Below are 25,662 nucleotides of genomic sequence, written 5' to 3'. Positions count from 1 at the left end.
GATCCGCTAGGTCTTCTGCGTCAAGCAAACACAGGAGACGACCCATGCACCCGACAGCCGAAACCCTCACCGCGTGGAGCATCACCGCTTACGGTGGCCCCCAGACACTCGCGCCGGTCACACGCGACGTTCCGGCCCCCGCGCCGAACGAGTGCCTGATCCGTGTCCGCGCCTCGGCGGTCACCCGGGCCGACGGCATGATACGGGCGGGACTGCCCCGCTTCGCCCGCCCATTCATCGGTTGGTCGCGCCCGCGTCACGACCTAATCGGGACGTGCTTGTCGGGCGAGGTCATCGCCGTCGGGAACCGGGTCACGCGCTTTGCCGTCGGTGACGAGGTTTACGGTATGGCGGGCATGTCGTTCAGCGCGAATGCGAGCCACATCTGCGTGGACGAGGGTGGCGTGCTCATGCACAAGCCTGCCGCGCTTTCGCACGAAGAAGCCGCCGTGATGGGGGACGGGGCGACCACCTCGTTCAATTTCCTGCACAACGTCGCCGAACTTCGGGCCGGTGAGAAAATCCTTATTCTCGGCGCTGCGGGGAGCCTTGGAACGGCCGCCGTCCAGATCGCCGCCGCCATGGGAGCCAATGTGTCCGGCACCTGTAGTGCTGGCAACGCAGGCCTCGTCGCGTCGCTTGGTGCAAGCCGGGTGATCGACTACAGGCTCGAAGATTACGCGAAATCCACGGAACGCTACGACGTGATCTACGACACGCTCGGGATCAGTTCGTTCCGCGAAGCCCGGTCCGTCCTGACCCGGAACGGCCGATATGTCTGCCCGGTTCTCGGGTTCGGTTTGCTCTCGGCCTCGCTGCGCACCGCGATCATCGGGGGCCGCAAGGCGCGGTTCTCGGCCACCGGAATGCTGAAACCCGAGGTTCAGCGCGCCATGCACGCCAAACTCGTCGATCTCGTTGAGGCCGACGGTTTCGCACCCGTGATGGATCGCAGCTATCCGCTGGCCGAACTGGTCGAGGCGCACCGGTACATGGAAACCGGGCGCAAGCGCGGCAACGTCGTCGTCGTTTGACGAATGCCGCGGACCTTCGCCCCCCAATCCCAACTTCACCCATCCGCGCCGGGCCTACGGCGCCATCCCATGCCACAGAGGACCAAAACCATGACAAACGACCTGAACGCTCACCGTCCCGCCGCACGCCTGTTCGGCATCTTCTTCATCCTCGCTTTCGCGAGTTACGGCGCAGGCTCTGAATTCGTCGCCTCGGTCACAGGCAATCCACTGGGACTCGACGGCGTTGCGGGCATGAAGACCTCGCTCCTGATCGGTGTGCTCCTGATGGCCGTCGTCCATTCCATCGTAAACATCGGGCTTTCGGTTCTGGCCTTTCCGGTCCTGAGCACCATCAATGGATACGTGGCACGCGGCTACCTTGCAGCCGGTATCGCGGCGACGACCACCGCCATCGTCGGCGCCCTGTTCGTCGCACTCCTCGCCCCGCTCGGTGATGCTCTCGTGGCCGGGGAAGGTGGCGGCCATTTCGAAACCATCGCTATGCTGCTCGAGCGCGGGGGCTTTTTCGGCTACCAGATCAGCATGACGCTTTGGGGCGTCGGGGGGCTCATCCTGTGTTCGGCCCTCTTCATCGGGCGTCTGGTGCCGCGTGCGCTGACGGTGTGGGGCTTTGTCGGCTACATCGTCTTCATGGGCGGCACGATCGCCGAGATGTTCGGATACGGCATCGGCGTGATGCTTGCCCTGCCCGGCGGGCTGTTCGAATTGAGCCTGAGCTTCTGGTTGATCTTCAAGGGCTTCAATCTGCCCAAGACGGTCCTGTGACCCGCGTCCGGACCGGCTTCGGTCCGCCCGGAAATGCGTCGTTCCGCGTATGAGCGAACTTCGGCGCTGGTCTCCACCAAGTTGACAGACCGTTTCAAACTTGGAAATCAGCGCCACATTTCCCGCCTCTCCGCCCAGAATTCCGCACGGTCGAGGGCGTTTCGCACGCCGCGCGCCATAATCGGACCGAGCTGACACGATTTGAGCCGATCCGCCCAAATCGCGCCATTCATGGGCAAGGATCGTGCGAATTTTCGTCAAAGACTGGAGGTAAACCATACCTATGCCGCGGCCAGAACGGTCGCACCAGGGGAAGAATACCATGATGTCGTCCTGCCAGACCGCATTGAGAAAATTCGCCGCCGACGAAGGTGGAGCCGTCACGACAGATGCGGTCGTGTTCTGGGCCGGCCTCATCCTGATGGCCCAAACGGTCGTCACCGATGTTTCGCATGGCGTGATGATCGTCGCTGACGGTATTTCGGGCGCAATCGAAGAAATCGCCGCGACGAACCTGACGCTTCAGGAAATCGCCGGGTTGGCAGGGCAAGACGCGACGCCGACGGCGGGCGAGGGCACGCAAACGCCGTCTTCCGGCAATCCGGGCAACGACAAGGACGTCGGGCGGGCGGGCGAGAATCCGAACGGAACGGATGATTGGGGCACAGGCTCACAGGGCCGCAGCCAATAACGGCGCTCCGTTGTGCCTGACATGCTCTAGGTCGGGAAGCGTTCATGGCTGCTTCGGCGATGCCACGACCCACCGTCAACGCTGCGCTTCTCTTGCGAAGCACAAAGCGAAATCCATCCAGAACATTTGTGATTTCAGTGGTGAGCCGTGCAGGATTCGAACCTGCGACCCACTGATTAAAAGTCAGTTGCTCTACCAACTGAGCTAACGGCCCACTGCGGAGGGCTGACTAAGGTGCGGGGGGCGGGTGGTCAAGAGAAAAAACCGCATTCTCTTTCATTCATTTCTCACGAGGCGTATATGCGCGTCATGAGCGATCTGCCGACCGATACGGGCCTGCCCTTCATGAAGTGGCACGGGGCCGGAAATGACTTCGTGATCTTCGATTCACGGGGGCGCCCGGCTGTGACCACCGAAGCTCTGGCGCGCGGGCTGGGCGACCGGCACCGCGGCGTGGGATTCGACCAGCTCGCCGAGATTCGCGACAGTGATGCGGCCGACATCGACCTCGACTTCTGGAACAGCGACGGCAGCCGGGCCGGGGCCTGCGGCAACGCGACCCGCTGCGTGGCGCGGTATCTGTTCGACCAGACCGGGAAAGACGCGCTCACGATCCGCACGACACGCGGGGTGCTCGAGGCGCGTCTGGTGGAGGGCGAGGTTCATGTGAATATGGGCCATCCCCAGACGATGTGGGACGAGATCCCGTTGTCCAAGCCGATGGACACCGCGCATCTGCCGCTGGACGGTGATCCGATGGCCGTGGGGATGGGCAACCCGCATGTCGTGTTCTTCGTGGATGACGTGAACGCCGTGGATGTCGAAGCGCGTGGCCGGGCGGTCGAGTTCGATCCGCTCTTTCCGCAACGCACCAACGTCGAGTTCGCCGAAGTCCGGTCGCGGGGCGAGATTCGCATGCGGGTGTGGGAACGCGGCACGGGCATCACGCTTGCCTGCGGGTCCGGGGCCTGTGCGACCGCCGTGGCCGCTGCGGAACGGGGCCTGACCGAGCGCAAGGTTCGGATGGAGGTTGACGGCGGCTGGCTGACGCTCGACTGGCGCGACGATGGGGTCTGGATGACCGGGCCGACCGCGCATGTGTTCGACGCCACCCTGACGAAAGCCTTTCTGGAGTCGCTGTGATGACGGCGCAGCCCCCTATCTTCGCGACCCTTGGTTGTCGCCTGAACGCCTATGAGACCGAGGCGATGAAGACACTGGCCGAGGGGGCTGGCGTCGAGGGCGCGGTTGTGGTGAACACCTGCGCCGTGACGGCGGAAGCCGTGCGCAAGGCGCGGCAGGAAATCCGGCGGTTGCGGCGTGAGAACCCCGAGGCGAAGCTGATCGTTACGGGCTGTGCCGCCCAGACCGAGCCCGAGACGTTCGCGGGTATGGTCGAGGTCGATCTGGTCGTCGGCAATGCCGAAAAGATGCAGCCTGCCACCTGGGCGCGGCTCGGCCCCGATTTCGTGGGCGAGACCGAGCGTGTGCAGGTCGACGACATCATGTCGGTGACAGAAACAGCCGGGCACCTGATCGACGGGTTCGGCACGCGCAGCCGGGCCTACGTGCAGGTTCAGAACGGCTGCGATCATCGCTGCACCTTCTGCATCATCCCTTACGGCCGGGGCAATTCGCGCAGCGTGCCGGCGGGCGTCGTGGTCGATCAGATCAAGCGACTGGTGGACAAGGGCTTCAACGAGGTCGTTCTGACGGGCGTCGATCTGACCTCATGGGGGGCGGATCTGCCGGGCGCGCCGCGTCTGGGCGATCTGGTCATGCGTATCCTGCGGCTGGTGCCGGACCTGAACCGCCTGCGCATCTCGTCCATCGATTCCATCGAGGCGGACGAGAACCTGATGCTCGCCATCGCGACCGAGCCGCGCCTGATGCCCCACCTGCACCTGAGCCTTCAGCACGGCGACGACCTGATCCTCAAGCGGATGAAACGGCGGCATCTGCGCGACGACGCCATCGCCTTCTGCGAAGAGGCGCGAAAGCTGCGTCCCGGCATCACCTTCGGGGCCGACATCATCGCGGGCTTTCCGACCGAGAGCGACGCGCATTTCGAGAACTCGCTGAAGCTGGTCGAGGACTGCGACCTCACGTGGCTCCACGTCTTTCCCTATTCCGCGCGTGAGGGCACGCCTGCTGCGCGCATCCCGCAGAAGGTGAATGGCACCATCATCAAGGACCGTGCCGCGCGGCTGCGTGAGGCAGGCGACGCGGCGGTGATCCGGCACCTGACAGCGCAGGTCGGCCAGACCCATGCCGTGCTTATGGAGAACCCGCGCATGGGGCGGACCGAGCATTTCGCCGAAGTCACCTTCGACTGCGACCAGACCGAGGGCGACATCGTGAGCGCCACGATAAAAGGCTTTGCCAACGGTCAGTTGGTCGCCTGATGCACCCGAACCCGGCCTTCCGCAAAGCCGATACGGCCCGCAACCTCGCCTTCGCACGCGAACGCAGTTTCGGAACCCTCAGCATCAACGGGGCCGACGGGCCGCTCATGGCGCATGTGCCGTTCAACCTGAACGAAGACGGCTCCATCGCCGCCATGCACCTCGTCCGCTCGAACCCGATTCTCGCCGCGCTGGACGCCCCGGCGAAAGCCGTGATCGTGGTGAACGGGCCGGACGGCTACGTCTCGCCCGATTGGTACGGGATGGAGGATCAGGTGCCGACGTGGAATTACGTCGCCGTTCACCTGCGCGGGACGCTGGAAAAGCGGCCCGCCGATGTGCTGCCGGGGATGCTTTCGTTTCAGTCCTATGCCTTCGAGTCGCGGATCAAGGGCAAGACGCCTTGGGCCCCCGACAAGATGACGCCCGAGGTGTTCGAGAAGATGCAGCGCGCCATCGTGCCCATTCGCCTGCATGTCGAGAGCGTCGACGGAACGTGGAAGCTGGGTCAGAACAAACCGCCGCCCGCGCGTCTGTCGGCGGCGGCCAAGCTCAAGAAAGGGTTCGGGCAGGAGCTCAAGGTGCTCTCGGCACTCATGCGCCGCCCCGATCTGGACTGACGAATAAGATTGGACAGGATCGCGGCGAGGCCCTAGGCTCAATGTGAAGGAGATTCACATGCCGCTGCCTCTCGTCCCCATCGCCGTCTATGCCGCGACCTACGGGTCTCTGGCCCTCGCCACTTGGAAAGTTGCGCAAAAGGTCGAACGCGGGCGTCGCGACCAGCGGGCCGAGGATGCGCTGGACGATGTGCAGGAGGGGTTGACGATCCGTCGCGAAACGGACCAAGCAAACGGCACGGCCCGCATCCGGCGGGTGTTCCGGTTTTCCGATGACGGCTCTGCCTTCGAACTGGATGCAACGCTATTGGGCCGCGTGAAATTCAAGAAGGTTCCCTGATGATGCAGCTTGTTGGAAACCCCGCCTCGCCCTTCGTGCGCAAGGTGCGCGTGATGCTGATCGAAACCGGGCAGACGGACGAGGTCGAGATGATCGAGACCGTCACCACCGCCGTCGACCCCTCGCCCGAAGCGACCGCCGCGAACCCGCTCAAGAAGATCCCGGCGCTGATCCGCCCTGATGGTTGCACGCTTTACGACAGCCGGGTCATCACCCGGTTCCTTGATGCGCGTGCGGATGCGAACCTTTATAAACACAATCGGTTGTGGGAAATTCTGACGCTCGAAGCCACGGCGGACGGCCTTCTCGATGCCGCTGTTCTCATGGTCTACGAGGGGCGCGTGCGGCCCGAGAACATGCAATACGAAGGCTGGGTCGAGGCGCAGTGGGGCAAGGTCGAAGGCGCGCTCGACGCCATCGAAGCCCGCTGGATGAGCCACCTGCGCGGACCCATCGACGCCGGTCAGATCGCGGTCGGCTGCGCGCTGGGTTATCTCGATTTCCGCCACGGCGCCCGCGAATGGCGCAAGGGCCGCGGCGCGCTTGATGACTGGTATGCGGCGTTCGCGGAACGGCCGAGCATGAAGGCGACGATGCCGACAGGCTAGGGCAGGGCCGCTATCCTGACAAAATCGCTCGCGTTTTTTCCGGTTCAGGCTGCGTCAGGACGCCACACCGCAATCCGTTTAATCCGGGCTTGAATCTCACCTTTGAGGGCTAATGCCTTCTGGACGGGTGCAATTCTAGGCGCTAAACACCGCCGCGATGGGCTACGGGCAACTGCGGCCTTCAAGGGACGTGTCAGCCGCGCACGCGGCTTGGGAAAGGGAGAAACTCTCGTGTCACACGCAGACGATCACGAAGGGACCCGCCGGGATTTCCTCTACTATGCGACCGCCGGTGCCGGCGTCGTCGCGACCGGTGCCGCCGTATGGCCGCTGGTCAACCAGATGAACCCCTCGGCGGACGTGCGGGCGCTGGCTTCGATCCGCGTCGACGTCTCGGGTATCGCCGAAGGCAGCCAGCTTACGGTTCAGTGGCTCGGCAAGCCGGTCTTCATCCGTAACCGGACGCAGGAAGAGATCGACGCGGCCCGCGAAACCCCGATCGACGATCTTCCCGATCCGATCGCGCGCAACCAGAACCTCGGTGGCGAAGAGCCCGCGACCGATGAAAACCGGACCCTTGGCGAAGGTGAAAACTGGCTGGTGATGATGGGCGTGTGCACCCACCTCGGCTGTGTGCCCCTTGGCGACGGTGCTGGCGATTACGGCGGGTGGTACTGCCCCTGCCACGGCTCCCACTACGACTCGGCCGGACGTATCCGTCGCGGCCCGGCGCCCGAGAACCTTCCGGTTCCGATCGCGCAGTTCGTCGACGAAACCACCATTCAGCTGGGCTGAGGGAGAGAGACATGGCTGGTATCCCCCACGACCATTACGAGCCGAAGTCCGGCTTCGAGAAATGGACGCACAAGCGTCTGCCGATCGTGTCGCTGCTTTACGACACCCTGATGATCCCGACCCCCAAGAACCTGAACTGGTGGTGGATCTGGGGCATCATTCTCGCGTTCTGCCTGGTCCTTCAAATCGTGACCGGCGTCATCCTCGTGATGCACTACACGCCGCATGTCGACATGGCGTTCGCCTCGATCGAACACATCATGCGTGACGTGAACGGCGGGTTCTTCCTGCGTTACCTGCACATGAACGGCGCATCGCTGTTCTTCGTCGCGGTCTACATCCACATGTTCCGTGGTCTGTTCTACGGGTCCTACAAAGCCCCGCGTGAGATCACCTGGATCATCGGGATGCTGATCTACCTCGTCATGATGGCGACCGGCTTCTTGGGCTATGTTCTGCCCTGGGGTCAGATGTCCTTCTGGGGTGCGACGGTCATCACCGGCCTGTTCGGTGCCATCCCGTTCATCGGCGAAGGCATTCAGACCTGGCTCCTCGGTGGGCCGGCGGTCGGTAACGCCACGCTCAACCGCTTCTTCTCGCTGCACTACCTGCTGCCCTTCGTGATCGCCGCGCTTGTGATCGTTCACATCTGGGCCTTCCACACCACGGGCAACAACAACCCGACGGGTGTCGAGGTGCGGCGCGGTTCGAAGGAAGAAGCCAAGAAAGACACGCTTCCGTTCTGGCCCTACTTCGTGATCAAGGACCTGTTCGCTCTGGCGATCGTCCTCCTGATCTTCTGGGCCATCGTGGGCTTCATGCCGAACTACCTCGGCCACCCCGACAACTACATCGAAGCGAACCCTCTGGCGACGCCCGCACATATCGTGCCGGAATGGTATTACCTGCCGTTCTACGCGATCCTGCGTGCCTTCACCGCCGACGTCTGGGCCGTGCAACTGGTGAGCTGGGTGACCGGCGGCATCATCGACGCCAAATTCTTCGGCGTGCTCGCGATGTTCGGTGCGATCTTCGTGATGGCGCTGGCCCCGTGGCTCGACACCTCGTCGGTCCGCTCGGGCAAGTATCGTCCGGCGTTCAAGTGGTGGTTCCGTCTGCTGGTGATCGACTTCATCGTTCTGATGTGGGTCGGCGCCCGTGACACGAACTTCCCGCATGACTGGATTTCGCTGATCGGTGCGACCTACTGGTTCGCCTACTTCCTCGTGATCCTCCCGCTGCTCGGCGTGTTCGAGAAGCCGGAGACGCCCCCGGCGACCATCGAGGAGGATTTCAAGAAGCACTACCCCGACGCCCCTTCGGCGGCCGAGTGAGAGAGGATCTGAGACCAATGATCAAGAAACTCACCCTTTCCGCGGTCACCGCGATCACCATGGCCTTGGGCGGCACCGCTGCCCTGGCCGCCGGTGAAGGTGGCCATATCGAAGATGTCGCCTTCTCGTTCGAAGGACCCTTCGGCACCTATGACCAGCAGCAGCTTCAGCGCGGCTTCAAGGTCTACATGGACGTGTGCCGGGCCTGTCATGGCCTGCAATACGTGCCGCTGCGCACGCTCACCGACCTTGGGTATTCCGAGGACGAGGTGCGCGCCTTCGCTGCCGAGAACTTCGAAATCTACGAAGCCGAGACCGACGAATGGCGCCCCGCGCTTCCGCGTGACAACTTCCCGGCCGTGTCGGGCGAGGGCATGGGCCCCGATCTGTCGCTCATGGCCAAGGCGCGCGCGGGCTTCCACGGCCCCGCAGGCACCGGCATCAACCAGCTTCTCAAAGGCATGGGTGGACCGGAATACATCACGGCCTTCCTCACCGGGTTCACCGGCGAAGAGCGTGAAGTGGCCGGTCAGTATCTTTACGAGAACACCGCTTTCGACGGCGGCTGGGTCTCGATGCCGCCGCAGCTTTCGGACGGGCTGGTGGACTTCGACGATGGGCACGCGAACGATGCGCACCATCTGGCCGAAGACGTCGCCGCGTTCCTGATGTGGACGGCGGAGCCGAAGATGATGGAGCGTAAGCAGGCCGGGTTCATCGGTGTGATTATGCTCGTCATCCTCGCGACGATGCTCTACCTCACGAACAAGAAGCTTTGGGCGCCGCACAAGTACGGCAAGGAACTGGATCTCTGATCCGGTCCATCCCGCTGAATGAAAAGGGCGCCTCTCGGGGCGCCCTTTTTCTTTGTCGGCCCTGCCCGAGTCAGTGGCCGAGGTAATCGCGAAGCGCCTCAGGTGGATGTGCGAAAATCTCGGCCGTCGGCACGGGGGCATGGGCCACCCCATCGGCCACGAGTATGACATCGTCCGCGATGCGCCGCGCATCGCCAGGCTCGTGGCTGACCATAAGAAGGGTCGCGCCCGTTTCGTCCGCCAGCGCGGCAACCAAACCAAGCATTTCGACGCGCAGGGCCGGTCCCAGCGCACCGAATGGCTCATCCAGAAGCATGATCGGCTTGTCGCGCAGAAGCGCCCGGGCAAGCGCCACGCGCGCGATCTGACCGCCCGACAAGGCCGCGGGTTTGCGTGGGCCGAGCCCAGCAAGGCCGACCCGGTTCAACGCCTCGTCCACCCGGGCCGCATCGCCCCTGGACAACCGCAAGTCAGGACGCACCCCCAAACCGACGTTCTGGGCGGCGGTGAGATGCGGGAACAGGTTGTTGTCTTGAAAGATGGTTGTGATCGGACGCTGCGCCGGGGGCGTGGCCGACAGGTCGGTCCCTGACCAAAGCACCCGGCCCGACGCGGGTTGATAACCGCCGATCGCCGCGAGCAGCGTCGATTTTCCGGCGCCTGACGGCCCGAGAATGGCGATTTTCCGGCCCGGCTCGACGCTTAGGGTCGCGTCCAGCGTGAAGCCGCCAAGATCGACATGCATGTTTTCAAGCGTCAGGATTCACGCGCCCTCCCCGGTCGAAAATCCAGAACACCGCAAGGCTCGCGGCAAGAAGCACCAGCGCGGCCCCGGCGGCGTCATCCATCCGATAGGCCGACAGCAGACGATAGAGTTGCAGCGGCAGGGTGGGCGTGTCGGGCGACGCGAACAGGGCAATGACACCAAGGTCTCCCATCGACAGGGCCGCGGCAAGCCCGGCAGAAAACCCGAGCGGGCGGCGCAGGCGGGGCAGCCAGACGAGCCTGAACCGCGCCCACCCGGACATGCCGAGACCGTCTGCAAGCCGCCCGAAGTCGGCCTCGATCTGACCAAGCGCCGGCACCAGCGCACGCAGGGCGAAGGGCAACGACATCACGGCGTTGACGAGCGCGGTCACCGGAAGCGCGAAGGCGAACGGATCGGCCACCGGGAATATCAGGATGAACAGGCCCGTCCCGATCACGAGGGGCGAGGCCGCGATCGTGAGCGTCCCGATCGCCTCGACCAGCCGCGAACGGCTTTTCACGGCCCAGGCGGCAATGGGAAGCGCGAGCGAGATCGACAGCACGACAGACGCCATCGCCACGCCGAGCGAGCGCAGGGTCGCCGCGAAGACGGAGGGCGGGAGGGACGCAAGTGCGGGGATGCCGTCCACGGCGATCATCGCCATGGGCAGAACCAGAAACAGCGTGGCGAGCGCGATCAACGCGGCGTCGAGCGCGCGCAACGCGGGCGAATTCGCATCCCAGCGCATCACGGCGCGGTCGAGGCCGGAGCCGAAGCCGGATGGCAAGGCGACCTTCAAGGCGACCAGCGCGACGGCGGCCCCGAGGACGAATTGCACGAGCGCCAGAAGGGCCGCCTTGCCGAGGTCGAAGTCGAGGCGGAACGCCTGATAGATCGCCAATTCGATGGTCGTGGCGCGCGGCCCGCCGCCAAGGGCGAGCGCGACAGCGAAAGACGTTAGGCACAGCAGGAAAATGACGAGGAAAGCCCCCGGAACCACTTCGCGCAGCATCGGCCTTTCGAGATGCCGGGAAATATCGCGGGCAGTCATGCCGAGAGACGCGGCAAGGCGGAAGCGTTCGGCAGGAATGGCGAGCCATCCTTGCAGAACCAGCCGGGTCGCAAGCGGGAGGTTGAAGAACACATGGGCCAGCACGACGCCATGAAAGCCGTAGATCGAAATGGGCTCGAAGCCGAGGGCGACGAGCGCCTGACTGACGATCCCGGACCGTCCGAAAACGCTGATGAGCCCGAAGACCGCCACGATCACGGGCAGGATGAACGGAGCGCCAAGCAACACGACCAGCAGGCTACGGCCCGGAAATCGCCGTCGCGCGAAAGCCCGCCCGATAGGCACCGCCAGCACGACCGACAGGGCCGCCGACAGCGTTGCCTGTAGCAGCGTGAACCGCAGGGCGGCCCAATCCGCCACACCGAACCCGCCCGCACCTTCGGCCCGAACCGCAACCGCCGCGAGCGTCCCCAGCGTCAGAAGGAGAACGAGGGCGAGGGCAATGGCCCCCGCCCCGGCGGTCCGCGTCACCGCGTCGATGCCGCGCGCCATTCCTCGATGGCGTCGTCACGGATCGCTTCGGCCTCGGCCCCCAGATAGATCAGGGCATTCTCCGGCTCATGCAGTGTCTCGAACCCGTCCGGCAGGCCTTCGGTCGGGATCTTTGCCGGGTACATCCAGTTGGTCGTGGGGATCGCGGACTGGAACCCATCCGTGAGCATGAAATCCATGAACATATCGGCCAGTTCGCCCTGTTCGGTCGACGCGACCTTGCCCGCGATTTCGATCTGCATGTAGTGGCCGTCGTCAAAGGCGGCTGCCGCCTTGGTGTCGTCGTCCTCGGCAATCAGGTGGTAGGCAGGGGATGTGGTGTAGGACAGGACCATGTCCGCCTCGCCCTCGACGAACATGCCGTAAGCTTCGGACCATCCTTTCGTCACGGTGACGATCTGGTCGTTCAGACGCTCCCAATACGCGCCCGCCTCTTCGCCGTAGACCGCCTTGACCCAGAGGACGAGACCGAGGCCGGGTGTCGACGAGCGCGGGTCCTGAATGAGGATCGACAGGTCGCTGTCGGCCAGTTCTTCGAACGAGGTCGGCGCAGTGTCCACTTTGGTCTTGTCATAGACGAACGCGAAATACCCCCAGTCGAAGGGCAGGAACAATTCGTCCTGCCATTCGATCGGCAGGTCGAGCTGCGGGCTTTCGATGCCGTGCGGGGCGAACAGCGCGGTTTCGCGGGCGGCCTCGGCAAGGTTTTCGTCGAGGCCGAGCACGACGTCGGCCTCGGTCCGGGCGCCCTCGAGCCGCAGGCGCGACAGGATTTCGGCCCCGTCGCCGACGGCCACGAATTCGAGGTCGCAGTCGCAACGCGCCTCGAATGCTTTTTCGATCACGGGGCCGGGGCCCCATTCGGCGACAAAGCTGTCATAGGTGTAAACGGTAAGGGTGTCTTGCGCGTTGGCGACGCTCGCCAAGCCCACAAGTCCCGCTGCGATGATGGGTGTTCTCATGTCATCCTCCATTGCGACGGGCGAAAGTCCGGCAGGATGACCTGTGATGGTCCTGACCTTCCCTCCGCCGGTGCTAGCCGGTTCAGGTTCAACGGGTTCGCTTTCGCATCTCAGCCGGACGACTTGCGTCGCACGGGCACCCCGAGGTGAGGCAGACACTATGCATCGAACCCGGCGCTCGCAAGGGGGTGTCACCGAAAGGTGTGTGCTGGCGCACGCGCTTTGGGAGCCACGTCCCGCCACTGGCGGGCCGCGGCGGTGCGAGAGGGCGCTGCCCTCTCGCGCTCTCCCGAGGTTTTGCGAAACGAAGAAGAGTTGAGGTTTTCCGGGGGGTCGGCTACCGAAGCGGCAAAGGAGCCGGGCCATGATGAACTCTTTCGGGCATATCTTTCGGGTGACGACCTGGGGCGAAAGCCACGGGCCTGCGCTTGGGGCGACCGTGGACGGTGTGCCGCCGGGGGTGACGCTGGACGAGGCGATGATCCAACACTGGCTGGATCGCAGAAAGCCGGGTCAGAACAAGTACACCACTCAGCGGCGTGAACCCGACGCGGTTCGCATTCTGTCGGGTGTCTACGAGGGCGAGACGACCGGGACGCCCGTGCAGCTCATGATCGAGAACACCGATCAGCGGTCCAAGGATTATGGCGATATCGCCGAGAAGTTCCGGCCCGGCCATGCCGACATCACCTATTGGCAGAAATACGGTATCCGAGATCCGCGCGGGGGCGGTCGGTCATCGGCGCGCGAAACGGCGGCGCGCGTCGCGGCGGGCGGTATCGCGCGTGAGGCGCTCAAGATGCTGGTGCCGGGGATCGAGGTACGCGGCTACATGACCCGCATGGGCGAGCACGAGATCGACCGCAGCCGTTTCGACTGGGACGAGATCGAGCGCAATCCGTTCTGGGTGCCGGACGCCGAGGCTGCCGCGACATGGGCCGACTACCTCGACGGGTTGCGCAAGGCGGGCTCGTCCGTCGGCGCGGTGATTGAGGTGGTCGTGCGCGGTGCGCCCGCAGGCCTCGGGGCGCCGATCTACGCCAAACTCGACACCGATCTGGCCGCTGCGATGATGTCGATCAACGCCGTGAAGGGCGTCGAGATCGGCGAGGGCATGAACGCGGCCTGCCTGACGGGCGAGGCCAATGCGGACGAAATCTACATGGGGAACGACGGCAAGCCGGTGTTCTCGTCGAACCACGCGGGCGGCATCCTTGGTGGCATCTCGACCGGGCAGGACATCGTCTGCCGGTTCGCGGTCAAGCCGACATCGTCGATCCTGACCCCGCGCAAGACGATCACGAAAACGGGCGAGCCGGCCGAGATCGTCACCAAGGGTCGTCACGACCCCTGCGTCGGGATCCGTGCCGTACCCGTGGGCGAGGCTATGGCGGCCTGTGTCATTCTCGATCATCTGATGCTGCACCGGGCGCAGGTCGGTGACGGGCCACGGGGCAAGATCGGCTGATGCTGTCGATCCTCGGGATCACCTTTCCGATCTTCGCGGCGATCGCGCTTGGCTATGGCCTGGTCCGCTGGCGGGTGTTCCGGCCGCAGGACATGCGGGTGTTCGGCGCCTATGTCATGAACATCGCGCTGCCCGCCCTGATCTTCAACGCGGTCGCGACACGGGACATCGGCGAGGTGTTCAACGTGCCCTACATGGCCGCGTATCTCGCCGGGGCTCTGGTCACGATGGGGATCGCGTTCGGCTGGTTTTCGGCCATCACCGGGCCGCAGCGCCGCGCTGTCGGGGCGATGGGTGCGTCCTGTCCGAACTCCGGTTTCGTCGGAGCGCCGCTGATGCTGTTGCTCTTCCCCGATATCGCCGGGCTCATCCTCGCCATGAACATGCTGGTCGAGAACGTGGTCATCGTACCCGTGGCGCTCGCCCTGATCGAAGCGTCCAAGGGCGGGGGGCTGAACATCGGAAAGGTGCTGATCGGCGTCATCCGGCGGCCGATGGTGATCGGCCTGATCCTCGGTCTCGTCGTGTCGGTGATCGGGATGCCGCTGCCGGGTCCGGTCGACCGGCTCGTCGGCATGGTGGCGGGGTCCGCCGCCGCGCTGGCGCTGGTCGTGATCGGCGGATCGCTCGCCGGGCTGTCGGTGAAAGGCAATGTCGCACTGGCGGCCCAGATTTCGCTCGCCAAGCTGGTGGTGCATCCACTGGTGACGGTGGGTGCCGTGATCCTGTTCGGCGTGCTGGGCCTTGGTCTTTCCGGAGATCTGAGGACCGCCGTCATCCTGTCGGCGGCGATCCCTATGTTCACGATCTACACGGTTCTGGCGCAGGAGACGGGGCACGAAGGCCTCGCCTCGCTCGCGCTCCTGATGGCCACGGTCGCGTCTTTCGTGACGCTGAACGTGGCGATTTTCCTGCTGGTCTAGGCCGTCGCGGTGGCGAGCGCCGCGTCGAACAGAGCCTTGATATCCTCGTAGGCCGTTCCCGCGACGATCCGGGCGATTTCCTTGCGGTCGGGACCGATCGCGATCAGGGTCGAACGGCGCGGAACCTTGAACGACGTGGTGATGTCGTCGCGTTTGTAGGTGTCCCAATCCACCTCGATATACGTGATCTTTTCCTTGTAGGCCGGGTTCTCGTCGAACAGGCGCGAGATCACGCGGCGTTGCGCCTGACATGTGCCGCACCACGGGGCGAAGTAGTCGAGGACCACGGGCGTTCCGGCATCGAGAGCCCGATTCACAGCGCCCGGCGTATAGGCGATGGTGGCGGATTGGCCGAGCGTCGGGATCAGAGCGACGGCGGATACTGTGGCAAGGAATGAGCGACGGTTCATAAGGACCTCCCTAGATGGAAACGGACAGATCGACGAGCCAGGCGGGCATGTTCGACAACAGCCAGGCATCGATCATGTGGTTGATACGGAACAGGATGGCGAAGCCGACCAAAAGAAACGCGGCGCCAAGAACGGGGCGTGACACGTTGGCGAATTTCCTGAGCGCCGTGGCCCGCAGGCCGTAGCCGATGGCGAGGATCAGGGTCGAAACCCCGGCGGCGAACATCACCATGATCGCGAAGGCCCGGATCAGGCTTTCACCCTGCGACGCGAGCGCGATGGCCCCGCCGAGCGTGGGGCCGATACAGGGGGACCAGACCGCGCCGAGCAGCAGGCCCCCGCCGAACTGACCCCAGAGCGAGGTCCGGTCGAAACTGTCGATGCCGCCGTCGGCACGCGCGGCGAGTCCCGCCGTGGCCGAGGCGAAGACCGCGTTCGCTTGCGGCACCAGCATGACGAGGCCGAAGCCGATCATCAGGACGGCGCCAGCGGTCGCAACGGTGTCTTCGGTCAGGCCTATGGCGTAGCCCACGGTGGAGACCAGCATTCCGAAGGTGACGAACGACAGGCTCATCCCGGCGGCGAGCACGACGGGGCCAAGGCGATGCGCCTGCAAGGCGGAGGCAAGCACAATCGGCAGGACCGGCAGAACGCAGGGGTTGATGAGCGTCAGCAGGCCCGCGCCATATGCGAGGATCAATTCCATGCCTTCTCATTGCCGTGACAGCCCGATCACTGTCACCCGACAAGCGCGTGAGTTTCGTTTCAGCCGGAATAGGTTTCCGACATCATCTCACGCAGCAACGGCACGCGGCGGGGGCGGAAGCTTTCCCGCGTTTCGCTGACGGATGCGACGCGGGAGATCAGGAAGCGGCGAAATCCCCGTCGCAGGCAACACCATGCGAGAATCCACGGTTCGTAATCGGTGTAAACCACCGACAGCGGCCAGATGCGCCGTTCCGTGAACGACCCCTCTCGGTCGGTGTAGGTGATATCGACCGCGCGCTCCTCCCATGCGGCTTCACGCAAAGTGGGCATGAACTCCGGCACTTCGGGCTTCTTGTCGAAGGCGTAGGCGAGCAGGGCGACGTGCCGCGCCTCGTCGGCTTTGCGCGTGGGGAGCGAGGCGGTGACCTTGGCGATGGCGCGCTTGGCGGCCTCCGCCAGTGCCGGGTCGCCCTGCCATTCCAGCCAGCCGAGGCCCAGCATCACCGCCTCGAGCTCGAGACGGTCGAACATCTGCGGGGGCACCGCATTGTCCTCGGTCAGCGTGTAGCCAAACCCGGCCTCGCCATCGATGATCGCCCCGGCGGCGCGCAGGCTTTCGATGTCGCGATAGATGGTGCGCTCAGATACGCCGGTTTCACCGGCCAGACGGGCGGCGGTGACAGGTGGGGGCAGTCGCCGTAGGGTATCGAGCAGACGAAATAGGCGATCTGAACGGCTCATGTCCTCTCCTGACGGAAATTGTCAGTATGGGGGGAGCATAACGCGGGCAGTCACACAGGCAACGCGAAAGGAAAACCGATGCTGACGCTTTACCATTCCTACTGGTCCCGCGCGACGCGGATGCTCGCCCTTGTCCATGAACTCGGCATCGTCGACGAGGTGACTCGCGTGCATGTCGACCTGAAACGGCAGGACGGATCGGGTCGGTTCGACCCGAACAATCCGCATCCCGACCACAAGGTGCCCGCGCTCGACCATGACGGGACCGTCATCACCGAAAGCGCGGCGATCGCGCTTTATCTCAGCGATATGTTCCCCGACGCGGGGCTGGCACCTGTGTTGGGCGATCCGAAACGTGGCCCGTTCCTGACATGGCTCGTCTATTCGGTGTCGGTGATGGAACCCGTCTACAATCACAAGGCCGCAGGTCTGGATCACCCGATCCTGCGGGCATCGTTCCGGGGTGTGCCCGAGGTCGAGAAACGCCTGATCGATACGTTCGCGGATGGTCGCCCGTTCCTTCAGGGTGACACGTTCACCGCCGCTGATCTGATGGTGCAGTCGCCCTATCAGTGGATGCGTGACTGGGCGCCGCAGGACGACAACGTGCTTGCATGGGTCGACCGGGTGAACGCGCGCCCGTCCTATGCTTGGGCTCGGGAGATCGACGCGCAATATGCGCCGGCCATGACCTGAAGCGTCGGCTCAGGTGGCGGCGCGATCCGCCGTCACCGGGGCCGGTTTCTGCTTGGACAGCTGCACGGCAAGGATGCCGACCGTCACGACCGCGACACCGATCACATCGAGCAGGCCCAGTTGTTCACCCAGCAGAACCGCGGCAATCGCCACCCCGAAGAATGGGTTGAGGAAGTGGAACGTCGCCGCCCGCACCGCCCCGATGCGTTGCACAAGTTCGAACCAGACCCATGTGGCCGCAAGGCCGGGAACCAGCGTGGTATAGGCGAAGGCCGCGATGAGACCGGGGTTCCAGTTCACCTCGAACGGCTCCAGCGCCAATGCGAAGGGGGCGAGCGCGATGGCCCCCACCAGCATCTGAAGGCCGACCACCATCAGCAGGTTGCCCCCGCCCGACGCGGTGCGCACCGAAAGCGTTGCGACGGCCAGTGCGACGGCGGCGATGACGCAGAGGATCAGACCATACATATCGACGCCACCGGAAATCCGGCTGCCCATGATGAGGGCGACCCCGGCAAAGCCCACGACCAACCCGACGACCGCCAGCATCGGCAGACGGTCGCGGAAGACGACCCAGCCGAGCAGGCCCACGATCAGCGGCATGGTCGAGGCGATGATGGAGGCGAACCCGGCTTCGATCGTCTGCATCGCGATGAAGTTCAGGCCAAGGTAAAGCGCGTTCTGGCAGACACCGAAGACGACCACCGAAATCCACTGGCCCCGCGTCAGCCTGATCCGCTGACCCAGCATACGGGCGAGTCCCATTGCCATCAGGCCGGAGATCACGAACCGGATGGCAAGCGCGGTCATCGGCGGCGCATCGGCCACGATGATCCGGGCGGAGGTGAACGCGGACGACCACATCACGGCAAAGGCAAGTCCCATCATGATCGCGCGAATATCCATCTGGTGCTCCTTGCCGCTGTGCCCGGCGACCCTAGCCAAATCGCACCGGTGCACAACCCCGCGCGATGCGATCCTCGCCATGTCCGAATGCCGGTCGTAAGCTCGCCCCGGAGGTGCCCATGACCACAGAACCCAAAGCGTTCGAAACCATCGAAGATCTGGAAAGCTGGCTGTCCGGGAACCACGCCACCCAGACCGAACTGATCGTGCGGCTTTACAAGGTCCAGAGCGGGATACCTTCGATCACGTGGGACGAACTGGTGCAGGGCATCCTGTGTTGGGGCTGGATCGACGGGATCAAGCGGTCCTATGACGCGGTCAGCTACACGCAACGGATCACGCCGCGCAAACCGCGCTCGTCATGGTCGAAACGCAACGTGGCGCATGTCGAACGTCTGATCGCAGAAGGGCGTATGCAGCCATCGGGTCTGGCGCATGTCGAAGCGGCCAAGGCGGACGGACGGTGGGATGCGGCCTATGCCGGCCCCGCCGACATGGTGATCCCGCCGGATTTCCTTGCCGCCCTCGATGCCGTGCCCGAAGCGCGGGCGACCTATGACGGGCTTGCCAGCGGATGGCGCTATTCGATCTATCACGCCCTGCATTCAGCCAAGAAGCCCGAGACGCGTCTGGCCCGGATGGACCGCATGATCGCGCGCATGGCGGATGGCCTGCCGCCCGTGAAGCGGTAAGAGTTTCTCGCCCCCACAAAGCAAAAGGGCCGCCCTCGGGCGACCCTTTCGGAAATTCTGATGGCCGGAACTTACGAGTTCACGGAGTCCTTCAGAGCCTTCGCAATGGTCATCTTGACTACCTTGTCGGCTTCTTTCTTGATCTGCTCACCGGTGGCCGGGTTGCGAACCATACGCTCGGGGCGCTCACGGCAATAGATCTTGCCGACACCCGGAAGGGTCACGGCACCGCCGCCCGACACTTCCTTGGTGATGATCGAGGTGATCGCGTCAAGCGCGGCGGATGCCGATTTCTTGTCGGTGTCCATCTCCTCGGCCAGCGCTGCAACGAGCTGGGTCTTGGTCATCGGTTTTGCCATGTGATTACTCCTCACTGTCCCGTCTTCGGGGTTTCATTGGCCGCATTTAAAGGAGGTTGCGGGGGGCACACAACTCTTTCTGAACGGAATCGGCAAGAAAACAACGGGTTTCCGCTCAGTCAGGGGGGTTTTCCTTATTCAAAGGAATGCCGTTTCGTCGAATGAGCGCAACTTCCGGCTGTGGATGCGTTCCAACGGCATATCGCGCAGGCGCTCCATCGCGCGAATGCCGATCAACAGATGGCGCCCGACCTGCGTGGTGTAGAAGTCGCTCGCCATCCCCGGCAGTTTCAGTTCGCCGTGCAATGGCTTGTCCGACACGCACAGAAGCGTGCCGTAGGGCACGCGGAACCGGAACCCGTTGGCCGCGATCGTCGCACTTTCCATGTCGAGCGCGATGGCCCGCGACTGGCTCAGGCGCTGCACGGGTCCGGAATTGTCCCGAAGTTCCCAGTTGCGGTTGTCGAGCGATGCGACCGTGCCCGTTCGCATGATCCGCTTCAATTCGTAACCTTCCAGCTCGGTCACATCCGCCACCGCGTCTTCCAGCGCGATCTGGATTTCGGCTAACGGCGGGATCGGCACCCAGATCGGAAGATCGGCGTCCAGCACCTTGTCCTCGCGCAGATAGGCGTGCGCCAGAACGAAATCGCCGAGCCGTTGCGAGTTCCGCAGACCGGCGCAATGCCCGACCATGAGCCACGCGTGGGGGCGAAGCACCGCGATATGGTCGGTCGCAGTCTTGGCGTTCGACGGTCCCACCCCGATATTGACCAGCGTAATCCCGGACCCGTCCGCGCGTTTCAGGTGATAGGTCGGCATCTGCGGAAGCTTCGACAGAGACGGGATTTCCCCGTCCGGCTCGGTCAGAGCAAAGTTTCCGGGGCTGACGAAGGCGGTATATCCGCTCGACTTGTCCGCCAGCATCGCGCGGGCGAACAGCTCGAATTCCTCGACATAGAACTGGTAGTTCGTGAACAGCACGTGGTTCTGGAAATGCTCGGCCAGCGTCGCGGTGTAGTGGCTGAGGCGCGCGAGCGAATAGTCGATGCGCTGGGCCGTGAACGGTGCGAGCGGCTCGGACCCGTCCTCGTGCCGGTAGCCCAGCCCGTTGACGATGTCGTCATGCGTATTCGTCAGGTCCGGCACGTCGAACACGTCGCGTAGGGGAAACGCCATCGCCCCCTCTTGCGGAACGGTGATGTCAGAGCGTCCCGCCACCGCGAAATGGACCGGCATCGGTGTGCTGGACTGGCCGACCGCGACCGGAACCCCGTGGTTCTGGATCAACAGGCCGATCTGTTGTTCGAGATAGTTCCGAAACAGGTCAGGTCGGGTGATCGTCGTCGAATAGGTGCCGGGGCCGGGCACATGACCGAAGGATAGGCGATTGTCCGTCGCCGCATGCGTCGTCGTACGGAACCGTATCTCAGGATAGAACGCCCGGAACCGGTTCGCAGGCTGTTCCGTAAGACCGGCGGAGTCCGAGAATTTAACCGTCAGGAAATCGCAGGCGGCGTCGTAAAGCTCGCACAGGCGGTCCACCGCGAGACTCGCGTCGGTGAAGAACTCCGCCTGAACTTTGGACGGTGTCTTGATCGGCAGGGTCAGGTCAGCGGGGGACATCAAGGCTCCTCAAACAATTCGGTCAACTCGAACTTGGTCACGTCCACCAAACCGAGATCGGAGATGCGTAGTTCAGGGATGACCACCAGCGCAAGCAGCGAGTGCTGCATGTAGGCGTTGTTGAGCGTGCAGCCGCAGGCCGCCATCGCCTCGACCATGTTCTGCGCCTTGGCGGCCACCGTTTCGGCCGGTTCGTCGGACATGAGGCCCGCGACCGGCAATTCGACGAGCGCGATTTCCTTGCCGTCTTTGAAGACGGTGATGCCACCGCCCACTTCGCCCAGCCGGTTTGCGGCCAGCGCCATGTCGCGGCGCGACGTGCCGACGACGATCATGTGGTGGCTGTCATGGGCCACGGTCGAGGCGATGGCCATGTCGCCACGGTAGCCGAAGCCCGAGACGAAACCGTTGGTCACGTCGCCCGTGCCACGATGCCGTTCGACAAGCGCGATCTGCGCGATGTCGTTTGCCTCGTCCGGTTCGACGATCCCGTTCGAGACATGCAGGTCGACGGTCAGCGCCTTGGTCGGGGCCTGGTTCTCGACCACGCCGATCACCTTGGCGGTGACGGTGTTCGCGCCATCCGGGGCTGCGATCTCGAAATCGGCCCCCTCCAGCGTCTTGCCGAGGTGCACGGTGTTGCGCGCGTGATCCGGCCAGTCGAGGTGGGGGCACGCGACCTTGATGCGGCCCTTTTCTGCGACCAGCACGCCGCGCGCATAGACCCGTTCGATCTGCAATTCGGTGAGCGAGGGGGTCAGGATCATGTCGGCCCGCCGCCCCGGCGCGATGGACCCGAGCTCGCGTTCCAGCCCGAAATGGGTGGCCGTGTTGATCGTGGCCATTTGCAGCGCGATCAGCGGATCGCAACCGCAGGCGATGGCGTGCCGCACCACGCGGTTCATGTGACCATCGTTGACGAGCGTACCGGAATGGCTGTCGTCCGTGCACAGGATGAAGCTGCGCGGGTCGAGGCCTTTTTCGGTGACGGCGGTGATCTGGGTTTCCACGTCATACCAAGCCGACCCCAGCCGCATCATGCTCCGCATACCCTGACGCACACGCGCGATGGCATCGGCCTCGCACGTCCCTTCGTGGTCGTCGGCAGGGCCACCCGCCGCATAGGCGTGGAAGTTCGGGCCGAGGTCGGGCGAGGCATAGTGGCCGCCAACCGTCTTGTTCGCGTTCTGGGTCGCCGCGATCTCGGCCAGCATCTTGGGGTCGCCGTGGACCACGCCGGGAAAGTTCATCATTTCGCCCAGACCGATGATGCCGGGCCAGTTCATCGCTTCCGCCACATCCTCGGGCGTGATCTCGCGCCCCGTGGTCTCGAGCCCCGGCGCCGAAGGCGCACAGGAGGGCATCTGCGTGAAGATGTTGACCGGCTGCAAGGCGGCCTCGTCATGCATCAGCCGCACGCCTTCCAACCCCAGCACGTTCGCGATTTCGTGCGGGTCGGTGAACATGCTCGTCGTGCCGTGCGGGATCACGGCGGCGGCGAATTCCGCCGGGGTCAGCATACCGCTTTCGATATGCATATGGGCGTCGCACAGGCCGGGGATCAGGTACATGCCGTCGGCGTCGATCACCTCGGTGTCGTCGCCAAGGCAATGGCTGGCGTCCGGCCCGACGTAGGCGAACCGCCCCTCAGCGACTGCGACCTGCCAGCCGTCCAGCACTTCTCGCGTGTGGACGTTCACGACCTTGGCGCCTTTGATGACGAGGTCGGCAGCCTCACGACCCGCGGCCACGGCGACAAGGCGCGGTGCGGTTTCGGCCCAAGTTTTCAATGGAGTGTCTGTCATGGAGCAATTGTCCAGCAAATTTGATCATATGCAAGCGGGTTCCGGGGCGCAGTTTGCCAAACGGTCCGCGAACCCTTACATCTGGCCATGTCAATCCGATGAAGGACGAAACGATGGACCTGCACCCGACCCCGATGAGCCCCCTGTGTTCCCCGGTCGAGGTGTCCCATGTCTGCCTTTCTGTCCCTCCACGAACTTTCTCTCAAAACCCCTGACGGACGCCCGCTCGTCCGTGATCTGACGCTGGCCTTCGGGGCCGAACGTACCGGCATCGTCGGTGCGAACGGGTCAGGAAAATCCACGCTGCTCGCCGCGATGTCGGCAGGCGGTCCGCATGTCTCGCACATCGGCACCTGCGGGCTGTTCGATCAACGGCTCGACCCGGCGCAGTCCGTGCCGGAGGCGCTGGGCGTGGACGCCCCGCTTGCGCAACTCGGCCGGATCGAAAGCGGGATCTTCGAGCCGGCCGACCTCGACACCGCCGACTGGACGTTGCCTGCACGGATCGAAGGCGTGGTCGCGCGTCTTGGCCTGCCCGCCGATACGCTCGCGCGTCGCGTCGGTGACCTTTCCGGCGGGCAGCGCACACGGCTGTCGGTCGCCCGCGCCCTGATCGCCGCGCCGGACCTGCTCCTGATGGACGAGCCGACGAACAATCTGGACCGCGCGGGCCGAACTTTGATCTCCGAGCTGATCGCGGGGTGGTCCGGCGGTGTCGTGGTGGTGAGCCATGATCGGGAATTGCTGGACGGGATGGAGCGCATACTCGAACTGTCCCCGACAGGCTGGCACCTGCACGGCGGCGGCTGGTCGGTCTATGCCGAAGCCCGCGCGGCCCGCGAAGCACGCGCACAAGCCGCGCTGGAGACAGCCGAACGCGACCTGGCGCGGACCAAGCGCGAGATTCGAGCGCGGGAAGAAAAGAAAGCGCGCCGCGACCGCGCCGGGCGCGCCCTGCGCGCGAGTGGCAGCCAGCCCAAGGTGTTGCTCGACGCGATGAAGGACCGGGCCGGGCGCACGGCGGGGCGCGAGGCCGCGCTGTCGCAGAAGCTCGAGGACCGCGCCGCCGCCGCGCGTACAACGGCTTCGGCCCAGGTCGCGGCACGGCGCGACCTACGGATCGACGCGACGCCGGGATCGGCGCAGGGACACGTCGTGGCAATGGCGGGTGCGGCGACGATGCGCGGTGCGTTTCATGTCGGCCCCATCGACCTTACGATTCACGCCGGGGAGCATGTCGCGCTTGAAGGTGCCAACGGCGCGGGCAAGTCCACACTGCTCGACATGCTGCGCGGCCATCTTCCCACCACGGGCGACATTCGCAGACCGGGCCGGATCGCGATGCTGGACCAACATGCCGAAACGCTCGCGCATGATGAAACCATCGTCGCGGGGCTGCGCCGTCTGCATCCGGACATGACCCTGAACGATGCACACACCGTCCTTGCGCGTTTTGCGTTCCGGAACAGCGATGCCGAGAAGCTGGTCGGCACGCTGTCGGGCGGCGAACGCCTGAGGGCCGGGTTGGCCGCCGCGCTGGGCGGGCCGCCACCGGATCTGCTGATCCTCGACGAGCCGACCAATCACCTCGACATCGAGGCGGTCGAGGTGCTGGAGGCCGCGCTTGCGGACTATCCCGGTGCGCTGCTTGTGGTCAGCCATGACAGCGCCTTCCTCGACGCCATCGGCATTGATCGGGTGCTCACGCTTGCCAACGGGCGGCTGGCGGATTGACCTTGCATCCCGGTGTGAGGTGCAGATGATCGCGCCCATGACCAGAACGCTTCTTTCCTTCGGCTACGGCTTCTCTGCCCGCGCCTTGTCGCGCATCCTTATCCCTCAAGGCTGGCGGGTGATCGGCACCACCCGATCCGAGGACAAGGCTCAGGCGCTGCGGGACGAAGGGGTCGAACCGCTTGTCTGGCCGGGCACCGACATGACCGAGGCCATCGGGCAGGCGACACATATGCTTATCTCGACCGCGCCCGGCGAGGACGGCGATCCGGTGCTGGCGGAATGGCGCGACACGATTGCGGCGCGGGCGGATCGGTTCGACTGGGTCGGCTATCTTTCGACGACCGGGGTCTACGGCGACCATCAGGGTGGCTGGGTCGATGAGGAAACCGGGCTGACACCCGGCACCAAGCGCGGCAAGCAGCGCGTGAAGGCCGAGGGTGAATGGTGGATGCTGGCGAAGGAGACGCGGATGCTCCCGCTCCACATTTTCCGGCTCGCGGGCATCTATGGGCCGGGGCGCGGGCCGTTCGCCAAGGTGCGCAACGGGACGGCGCGGCGGATCATCAAGCCCGATCAGGTGTTTTCACGCATCCATGTGGACGACATCGCGCAGGTGCTTGCCGCGTCCATCGCCAAACCGCGACCGGGCCGCATCTACAACGTCTGCGATGACGAGGCCGCGCCGCCGGAGGATGTCATCGCATATGCGGCAGACCTGCTTGGGAAACCCATCCCGCCTTCGGAGGATTTCGCGGATGCGGACATGACCCCGATGGCGCGCAGTTTCTATGCCGAGTCCAAACGCGTGCGCAACGACCGCATGAAGCGGGAGCTTGGCGTCACGTTGAAATACCCGACCTATCGCGAGGGGTTGTCGGCCCTGCTGAATGAGCAGGGCGCATAGGCG

Annotated in this window: 27 protein-coding genes, 1 tRNA gene and 1 riboswitch; of the genes, 17 read left to right on the top strand and 11 right to left on the bottom strand. The window is 64.5% G+C overall.

Annotated features, from left to right (window positions below):
- The first annotated feature begins 44 nt into the window (after nt 1-44).
- The 3 genes from HOY44_RS08915 to HOY44_RS08905 all read left to right on the top strand — a co-directional run bounded on the left by HOY44_RS08915 (nt 45) and on the right by HOY44_RS08905 (nt 2,493).
- Nucleotides 45-1,034 carry an NAD(P)-dependent alcohol dehydrogenase gene (locus tag HOY44_RS08915; protein ID WP_287434355.1) on the top strand — a complete coding sequence of 330 codons (990 nt, stop codon included), beginning with the start codon at nt 45-47 and terminating at the stop codon, nt 1,032-1,034.
- 90 nt (nt 1,035-1,124) lie between these two features.
- A complete protein-coding gene (locus HOY44_RS08910; RefSeq protein WP_287434353.1) occupies nt 1,125-1,802 on the top strand; it encodes a DUF4386 domain-containing protein in 678 nt (225 codons plus the stop codon).
- Nucleotides 1,803-2,124: 322 nt separating this feature from the next.
- Nucleotides 2,125-2,493, top strand: coding sequence for a hypothetical protein (locus HOY44_RS08905; RefSeq protein ID WP_287434352.1), 369 nt, complete (start codon nt 2,125-2,127; stop codon nt 2,491-2,493).
- 138 nt (nt 2,494-2,631) lie between these two features.
- Here HOY44_RS08905 and HOY44_RS08900 read toward each other — a convergent pair.
- Nucleotides 2,632-2,707: transfer RNA gene (locus HOY44_RS08900), tRNA-Lys, on the bottom strand.
- Nucleotides 2,708-2,802: 95 nt separating this feature from the next.
- Between HOY44_RS08900 and dapF the strand changes: the two genes are divergently transcribed.
- The 8 genes from dapF to HOY44_RS08860 all read left to right on the top strand — a co-directional run bounded on the left by dapF (nt 2,803) and on the right by HOY44_RS08860 (nt 9,410).
- On the top strand, nt 2,803-3,636 hold the full coding sequence (gene dapF, locus HOY44_RS08895) for a diaminopimelate epimerase (RefSeq protein ID WP_287434740.1): 834 nt from the start codon (nt 2,803-2,805) through the stop codon (nt 3,634-3,636).
- The gene (mtaB, locus tag HOY44_RS08890; protein WP_287434350.1) at nt 3,636-4,898 is read left to right on the top strand and encodes a tRNA (N(6)-L-threonylcarbamoyladenosine(37)-C(2))-methylthiotransferase MtaB; all 1,263 of its coding nucleotides are present in this window, start codon (nt 3,636-3,638) and stop codon (nt 4,896-4,898) included. The genes dapF and mtaB overlap by 1 nt, the downstream gene beginning before the upstream one ends.
- Complete coding sequence (locus HOY44_RS08885) at nt 4,898-5,518, top strand: FMN-binding negative transcriptional regulator (protein ID WP_287434348.1); 621 nt, start codon at nt 4,898-4,900, stop codon at nt 5,516-5,518. Before mtaB ends, HOY44_RS08885 begins: the two co-directional genes overlap by 1 nt.
- Nucleotides 5,519-5,576: 58 nt before the next feature.
- Entirely contained in the window at nt 5,577-5,858 is a 282-nt protein-coding gene (locus HOY44_RS08880; protein ID WP_040884946.1) for a hypothetical protein, read from the top strand.
- Nucleotides 5,859-5,860: 2 nt separating this feature from the next.
- Nucleotides 5,861-6,466, top strand: a complete 606-nt coding sequence (locus HOY44_RS08875) for a glutathione S-transferase (RefSeq protein WP_287434739.1) — start codon at nt 5,861-5,863, stop codon at nt 6,464-6,466.
- Between the two features lie 231 nt (nt 6,467-6,697).
- On the top strand, nt 6,698-7,261 hold the full coding sequence (petA, locus tag HOY44_RS08870; protein ID WP_040884948.1) for a ubiquinol-cytochrome c reductase iron-sulfur subunit: 564 nt from the start codon (nt 6,698-6,700) through the stop codon (nt 7,259-7,261).
- Between the two features lie 11 nt (nt 7,262-7,272).
- Nucleotides 7,273-8,595 carry a cytochrome b gene (gene petB / locus HOY44_RS08865; protein WP_287434346.1) on the top strand — a complete coding sequence of 441 codons (1,323 nt, stop codon included), beginning with the start codon at nt 7,273-7,275 and terminating at the stop codon, nt 8,593-8,595.
- 17 nt (nt 8,596-8,612) lie between these two features.
- Nucleotides 8,613-9,410 (top strand): cytochrome c1, encoded by a 798-nt coding sequence (locus HOY44_RS08860; protein WP_008332856.1) that lies wholly within the window; start codon nt 8,613-8,615, stop codon nt 9,408-9,410.
- Between the two features lie 70 nt (nt 9,411-9,480).
- On the opposite strand, the gene HOY44_RS08855 is transcribed toward HOY44_RS08860, so the two are convergent.
- Genes HOY44_RS08855 through thiB form a run of 3 tightly spaced genes read right to left on the bottom strand, consistent with a single transcriptional unit; the run spans nt 9,481 to nt 12,684 of the window.
- The gene (locus HOY44_RS08855; RefSeq protein WP_502710686.1) at nt 9,481-10,155 is read right to left on the bottom strand and encodes a thiamine ABC transporter ATP-binding protein; all 675 of its coding nucleotides are present in this window, start codon (nt 10,153-10,155) and stop codon (nt 9,481-9,483) included.
- 4 nt (nt 10,156-10,159) lie between these two features.
- Nucleotides 10,160-11,722, bottom strand: coding sequence for a thiamine/thiamine pyrophosphate ABC transporter permease ThiP (locus tag HOY44_RS08850; RefSeq protein ID WP_287434344.1), 1,563 nt, complete (start codon nt 11,720-11,722; stop codon nt 10,160-10,162).
- Nucleotides 11,698-12,684: a thiamine ABC transporter substrate binding subunit gene (thiB, locus tag HOY44_RS08845; protein WP_287434342.1), complete on the bottom strand. Its 987-nt coding sequence runs from the start codon at nt 12,682-12,684 to the stop codon at nt 11,698-11,700. Before thiB ends, HOY44_RS08850 begins: the two co-directional genes overlap by 25 nt.
- Before the next feature lie 42 nt (nt 12,685-12,726).
- Nucleotides 12,727-12,838: riboswitch (TPP riboswitch) on the bottom strand.
- Between the two features lie 210 nt (nt 12,839-13,048).
- On the opposite strand from thiB, the gene aroC reads away from it, so the two are divergent.
- Together aroC and HOY44_RS08835 are read left to right on the top strand one after the other, a co-directional pair.
- Nucleotides 13,049-14,152, top strand: coding sequence for a chorismate synthase (aroC, locus tag HOY44_RS08840; protein ID WP_287434341.1), 1,104 nt, complete (start codon nt 13,049-13,051; stop codon nt 14,150-14,152).
- Nucleotides 14,152-15,075 (top strand): AEC family transporter, encoded by a 924-nt coding sequence (locus HOY44_RS08835; RefSeq protein ID WP_287434339.1) that lies wholly within the window; start codon nt 14,152-14,154, stop codon nt 15,073-15,075. The genes aroC and HOY44_RS08835 overlap by 1 nt, the downstream gene beginning before the upstream one ends.
- Here the strand turns inward: HOY44_RS08835 and HOY44_RS08830 are convergent.
- The 3 genes from HOY44_RS08830 to HOY44_RS08820 are packed head-to-tail and all read right to left on the bottom strand — an operon-like array spanning nt 15,072 to nt 16,934.
- Complete coding sequence (locus tag HOY44_RS08830; RefSeq protein ID WP_008332876.1) at nt 15,072-15,485, bottom strand: thioredoxin family protein; 414 nt, start codon at nt 15,483-15,485, stop codon at nt 15,072-15,074. The genes HOY44_RS08835 and HOY44_RS08830 overlap by 4 nt on opposite strands.
- Before the next feature lie 10 nt (nt 15,486-15,495).
- The gene (locus HOY44_RS08825) at nt 15,496-16,191 is read right to left on the bottom strand and encodes a cytochrome c biogenesis CcdA family protein (protein WP_138422143.1); all 696 of its coding nucleotides are present in this window, start codon (nt 16,189-16,191) and stop codon (nt 15,496-15,498) included.
- A 59-nt stretch (nt 16,192-16,250) separates the two neighbouring features.
- Nucleotides 16,251-16,934, bottom strand: a complete 684-nt coding sequence (locus tag HOY44_RS08820) for a helix-turn-helix transcriptional regulator (RefSeq protein ID WP_287434336.1) — start codon at nt 16,932-16,934, stop codon at nt 16,251-16,253.
- 78 nt (nt 16,935-17,012) lie between these two features.
- Between HOY44_RS08820 and HOY44_RS08815 the strand changes: the two genes are divergently transcribed.
- The gene (locus HOY44_RS08815; RefSeq protein ID WP_287434334.1) at nt 17,013-17,630 is read left to right on the top strand and encodes a glutathione S-transferase family protein; all 618 of its coding nucleotides are present in this window, start codon (nt 17,013-17,015) and stop codon (nt 17,628-17,630) included.
- Between the two features lie 9 nt (nt 17,631-17,639).
- Here HOY44_RS08815 and HOY44_RS08810 read toward each other — a convergent pair whose 3' ends face one another.
- Nucleotides 17,640-18,536 (bottom strand): DMT family transporter, encoded by an 897-nt coding sequence (locus HOY44_RS08810; RefSeq protein ID WP_287434332.1) that lies wholly within the window; start codon nt 18,534-18,536, stop codon nt 17,640-17,642.
- 119 nt (nt 18,537-18,655) lie between these two features.
- On the opposite strand from HOY44_RS08810, the gene HOY44_RS08805 reads away from it, so the two are divergent.
- A complete protein-coding gene (locus HOY44_RS08805; protein ID WP_287434330.1) occupies nt 18,656-19,228 on the top strand; it encodes a YdeI/OmpD-associated family protein in 573 nt (190 codons plus the stop codon).
- Between the two features lie 71 nt (nt 19,229-19,299).
- Here HOY44_RS08805 and HOY44_RS08800 read toward each other — a convergent pair whose 3' ends face one another.
- The 3 genes from HOY44_RS08800 to ade all read right to left on the bottom strand — a co-directional run bounded on the left by HOY44_RS08800 (nt 19,300) and on the right by ade (nt 23,018).
- Complete coding sequence (locus HOY44_RS08800) at nt 19,300-19,587, bottom strand: HU family DNA-binding protein (protein WP_008332906.1); 288 nt, start codon at nt 19,585-19,587, stop codon at nt 19,300-19,302.
- Between the two features lie 138 nt (nt 19,588-19,725).
- Nucleotides 19,726-21,213: an AMP nucleosidase gene (locus HOY44_RS08795; RefSeq protein WP_287434328.1), complete on the bottom strand. Its 1,488-nt coding sequence runs from the start codon at nt 21,211-21,213 to the stop codon at nt 19,726-19,728.
- Nucleotides 21,213-23,018 (bottom strand): adenine deaminase, encoded by a 1,806-nt coding sequence (gene ade / locus HOY44_RS08790; protein WP_287434326.1) that lies wholly within the window; start codon nt 23,016-23,018, stop codon nt 21,213-21,215. Before ade ends, HOY44_RS08795 begins: the two co-directional genes overlap by 1 nt.
- A gap of 168 nt (nt 23,019-23,186) precedes the next feature.
- Here ade and HOY44_RS08785 point away from each other — a divergent pair, with 168 nt between their 5' ends.
- Both HOY44_RS08785 and HOY44_RS08780 read left to right on the top strand, forming a co-directional pair.
- Nucleotides 23,187-24,752: an ABC-F family ATP-binding cassette domain-containing protein gene (locus HOY44_RS08785; RefSeq protein ID WP_287434324.1), complete on the top strand. Its 1,566-nt coding sequence runs from the start codon at nt 23,187-23,189 to the stop codon at nt 24,750-24,752.
- A gap of 37 nt (nt 24,753-24,789) precedes the next feature.
- Nucleotides 24,790-25,659: an SDR family oxidoreductase gene (locus HOY44_RS08780; protein ID WP_287434323.1), complete on the top strand. Its 870-nt coding sequence runs from the start codon at nt 24,790-24,792 to the stop codon at nt 25,657-25,659.
- Nucleotides 25,660-25,662 lie beyond the last annotated feature (3 nt).

It is taken from the genome of Maritimibacter sp., from assembly GCF_016774595.1.
Lineage (GTDB): Bacteria > Pseudomonadota > Alphaproteobacteria > Rhodobacterales > Rhodobacteraceae > Maritimibacter > Maritimibacter alkaliphilus.
This window is presented reverse-complemented; position numbering and strand designations above follow the sequence as displayed.

Bases quoted from the DNA above. Each gene is read 5' to 3' on its own strand.
- HOY44_RS08875 (WP_287434739.1), top strand. From the start codon at position 5,861: ATGCAGCTTGTTGGAAACCCCGCCTCGCCCTTCGTGCGCAAGGTGCGC.
- HOY44_RS08815 (WP_287434334.1), top strand. From the start codon at position 17,013: ATGCTGACGCTTTACCATTCCTACTGGTCCCGCGCGACGCGGATGCTC.
- HOY44_RS08800 (WP_008332906.1), bottom strand. From the start codon at position 19,587: ATGGCAAAACCGATGACCAAGACCCAGCTCGTTGCAGCGCTGGCCGAG.
- HOY44_RS08860 (WP_008332856.1), top strand. From the start codon at position 8,613: ATGATCAAGAAACTCACCCTTTCCGCGGTCACCGCGATCACCATGGCC.
- HOY44_RS08810 (WP_287434332.1), bottom strand. From the start codon at position 18,536: ATGGATATTCGCGCGATCATGATGGGACTTGCCTTTGCCGTGATGTGG.
- ade (WP_287434326.1), bottom strand. From the start codon at position 23,018: ATGACAGACACTCCATTGAAAACTTGGGCCGAAACCGCACCGCGCCTT.
- petB (WP_287434346.1), top strand. From the start codon at position 7,273: ATGGCTGGTATCCCCCACGACCATTACGAGCCGAAGTCCGGCTTCGAG.
- mtaB (WP_287434350.1), top strand. From the start codon at position 3,636: ATGACGGCGCAGCCCCCTATCTTCGCGACCCTTGGTTGTCGCCTGAAC.
- HOY44_RS08910 (WP_287434353.1), top strand. From the start codon at position 1,125: ATGACAAACGACCTGAACGCTCACCGTCCCGCCGCACGCCTGTTCGGC.
- HOY44_RS08820 (WP_287434336.1), bottom strand. From the start codon at position 16,934: ATGAGCCGTTCAGATCGCCTATTTCGTCTGCTCGATACCCTACGGCGA.
- HOY44_RS08830 (WP_008332876.1), bottom strand. From the start codon at position 15,485: ATGAACCGTCGCTCATTCCTTGCCACAGTATCCGCCGTCGCTCTGATC.
- HOY44_RS08780 (WP_287434323.1), top strand. From the start codon at position 24,790: ATGACCAGAACGCTTCTTTCCTTCGGCTACGGCTTCTCTGCCCGCGCC.
- HOY44_RS08850 (WP_287434344.1), bottom strand. From the start codon at position 11,722: ATGGCGCGCGGCATCGACGCGGTGACGCGGACCGCCGGGGCGGGGGCC.
- HOY44_RS08855 (WP_502710686.1), bottom strand. From the start codon at position 10,155: ATGCATGTCGATCTTGGCGGCTTCACGCTGGACGCGACCCTAAGCGTC.
- HOY44_RS08825 (WP_138422143.1), bottom strand. From the start codon at position 16,191: ATGGAATTGATCCTCGCATATGGCGCGGGCCTGCTGACGCTCATCAAC.
- HOY44_RS08905 (WP_287434352.1), top strand. From the start codon at position 2,125: ATGATGTCGTCCTGCCAGACCGCATTGAGAAAATTCGCCGCCGACGAA.
- aroC (WP_287434341.1), top strand. From the start codon at position 13,049: ATGATGAACTCTTTCGGGCATATCTTTCGGGTGACGACCTGGGGCGAA.
- HOY44_RS08795 (WP_287434328.1), bottom strand. From the start codon at position 21,213: ATGTCCCCCGCTGACCTGACCCTGCCGATCAAGACACCGTCCAAAGTT.
- HOY44_RS08835 (WP_287434339.1), top strand. From the start codon at position 14,152: ATGCTGTCGATCCTCGGGATCACCTTTCCGATCTTCGCGGCGATCGCG.
- HOY44_RS08785 (WP_287434324.1), top strand. From the start codon at position 23,187: ATGTCTGCCTTTCTGTCCCTCCACGAACTTTCTCTCAAAACCCCTGAC.
- dapF (WP_287434740.1), top strand. From the start codon at position 2,803: ATGAGCGATCTGCCGACCGATACGGGCCTGCCCTTCATGAAGTGGCAC.
- HOY44_RS08880 (WP_040884946.1), top strand. From the start codon at position 5,577: ATGCCGCTGCCTCTCGTCCCCATCGCCGTCTATGCCGCGACCTACGGG.
- HOY44_RS08915 (WP_287434355.1), top strand. From the start codon at position 45: ATGCACCCGACAGCCGAAACCCTCACCGCGTGGAGCATCACCGCTTAC.
- thiB (WP_287434342.1), bottom strand. From the start codon at position 12,684: ATGAGAACACCCATCATCGCAGCGGGACTTGTGGGCTTGGCGAGCGTC.
- HOY44_RS08885 (WP_287434348.1), top strand. From the start codon at position 4,898: ATGCACCCGAACCCGGCCTTCCGCAAAGCCGATACGGCCCGCAACCTC.
- HOY44_RS08805 (WP_287434330.1), top strand. From the start codon at position 18,656: ATGACCACAGAACCCAAAGCGTTCGAAACCATCGAAGATCTGGAAAGC.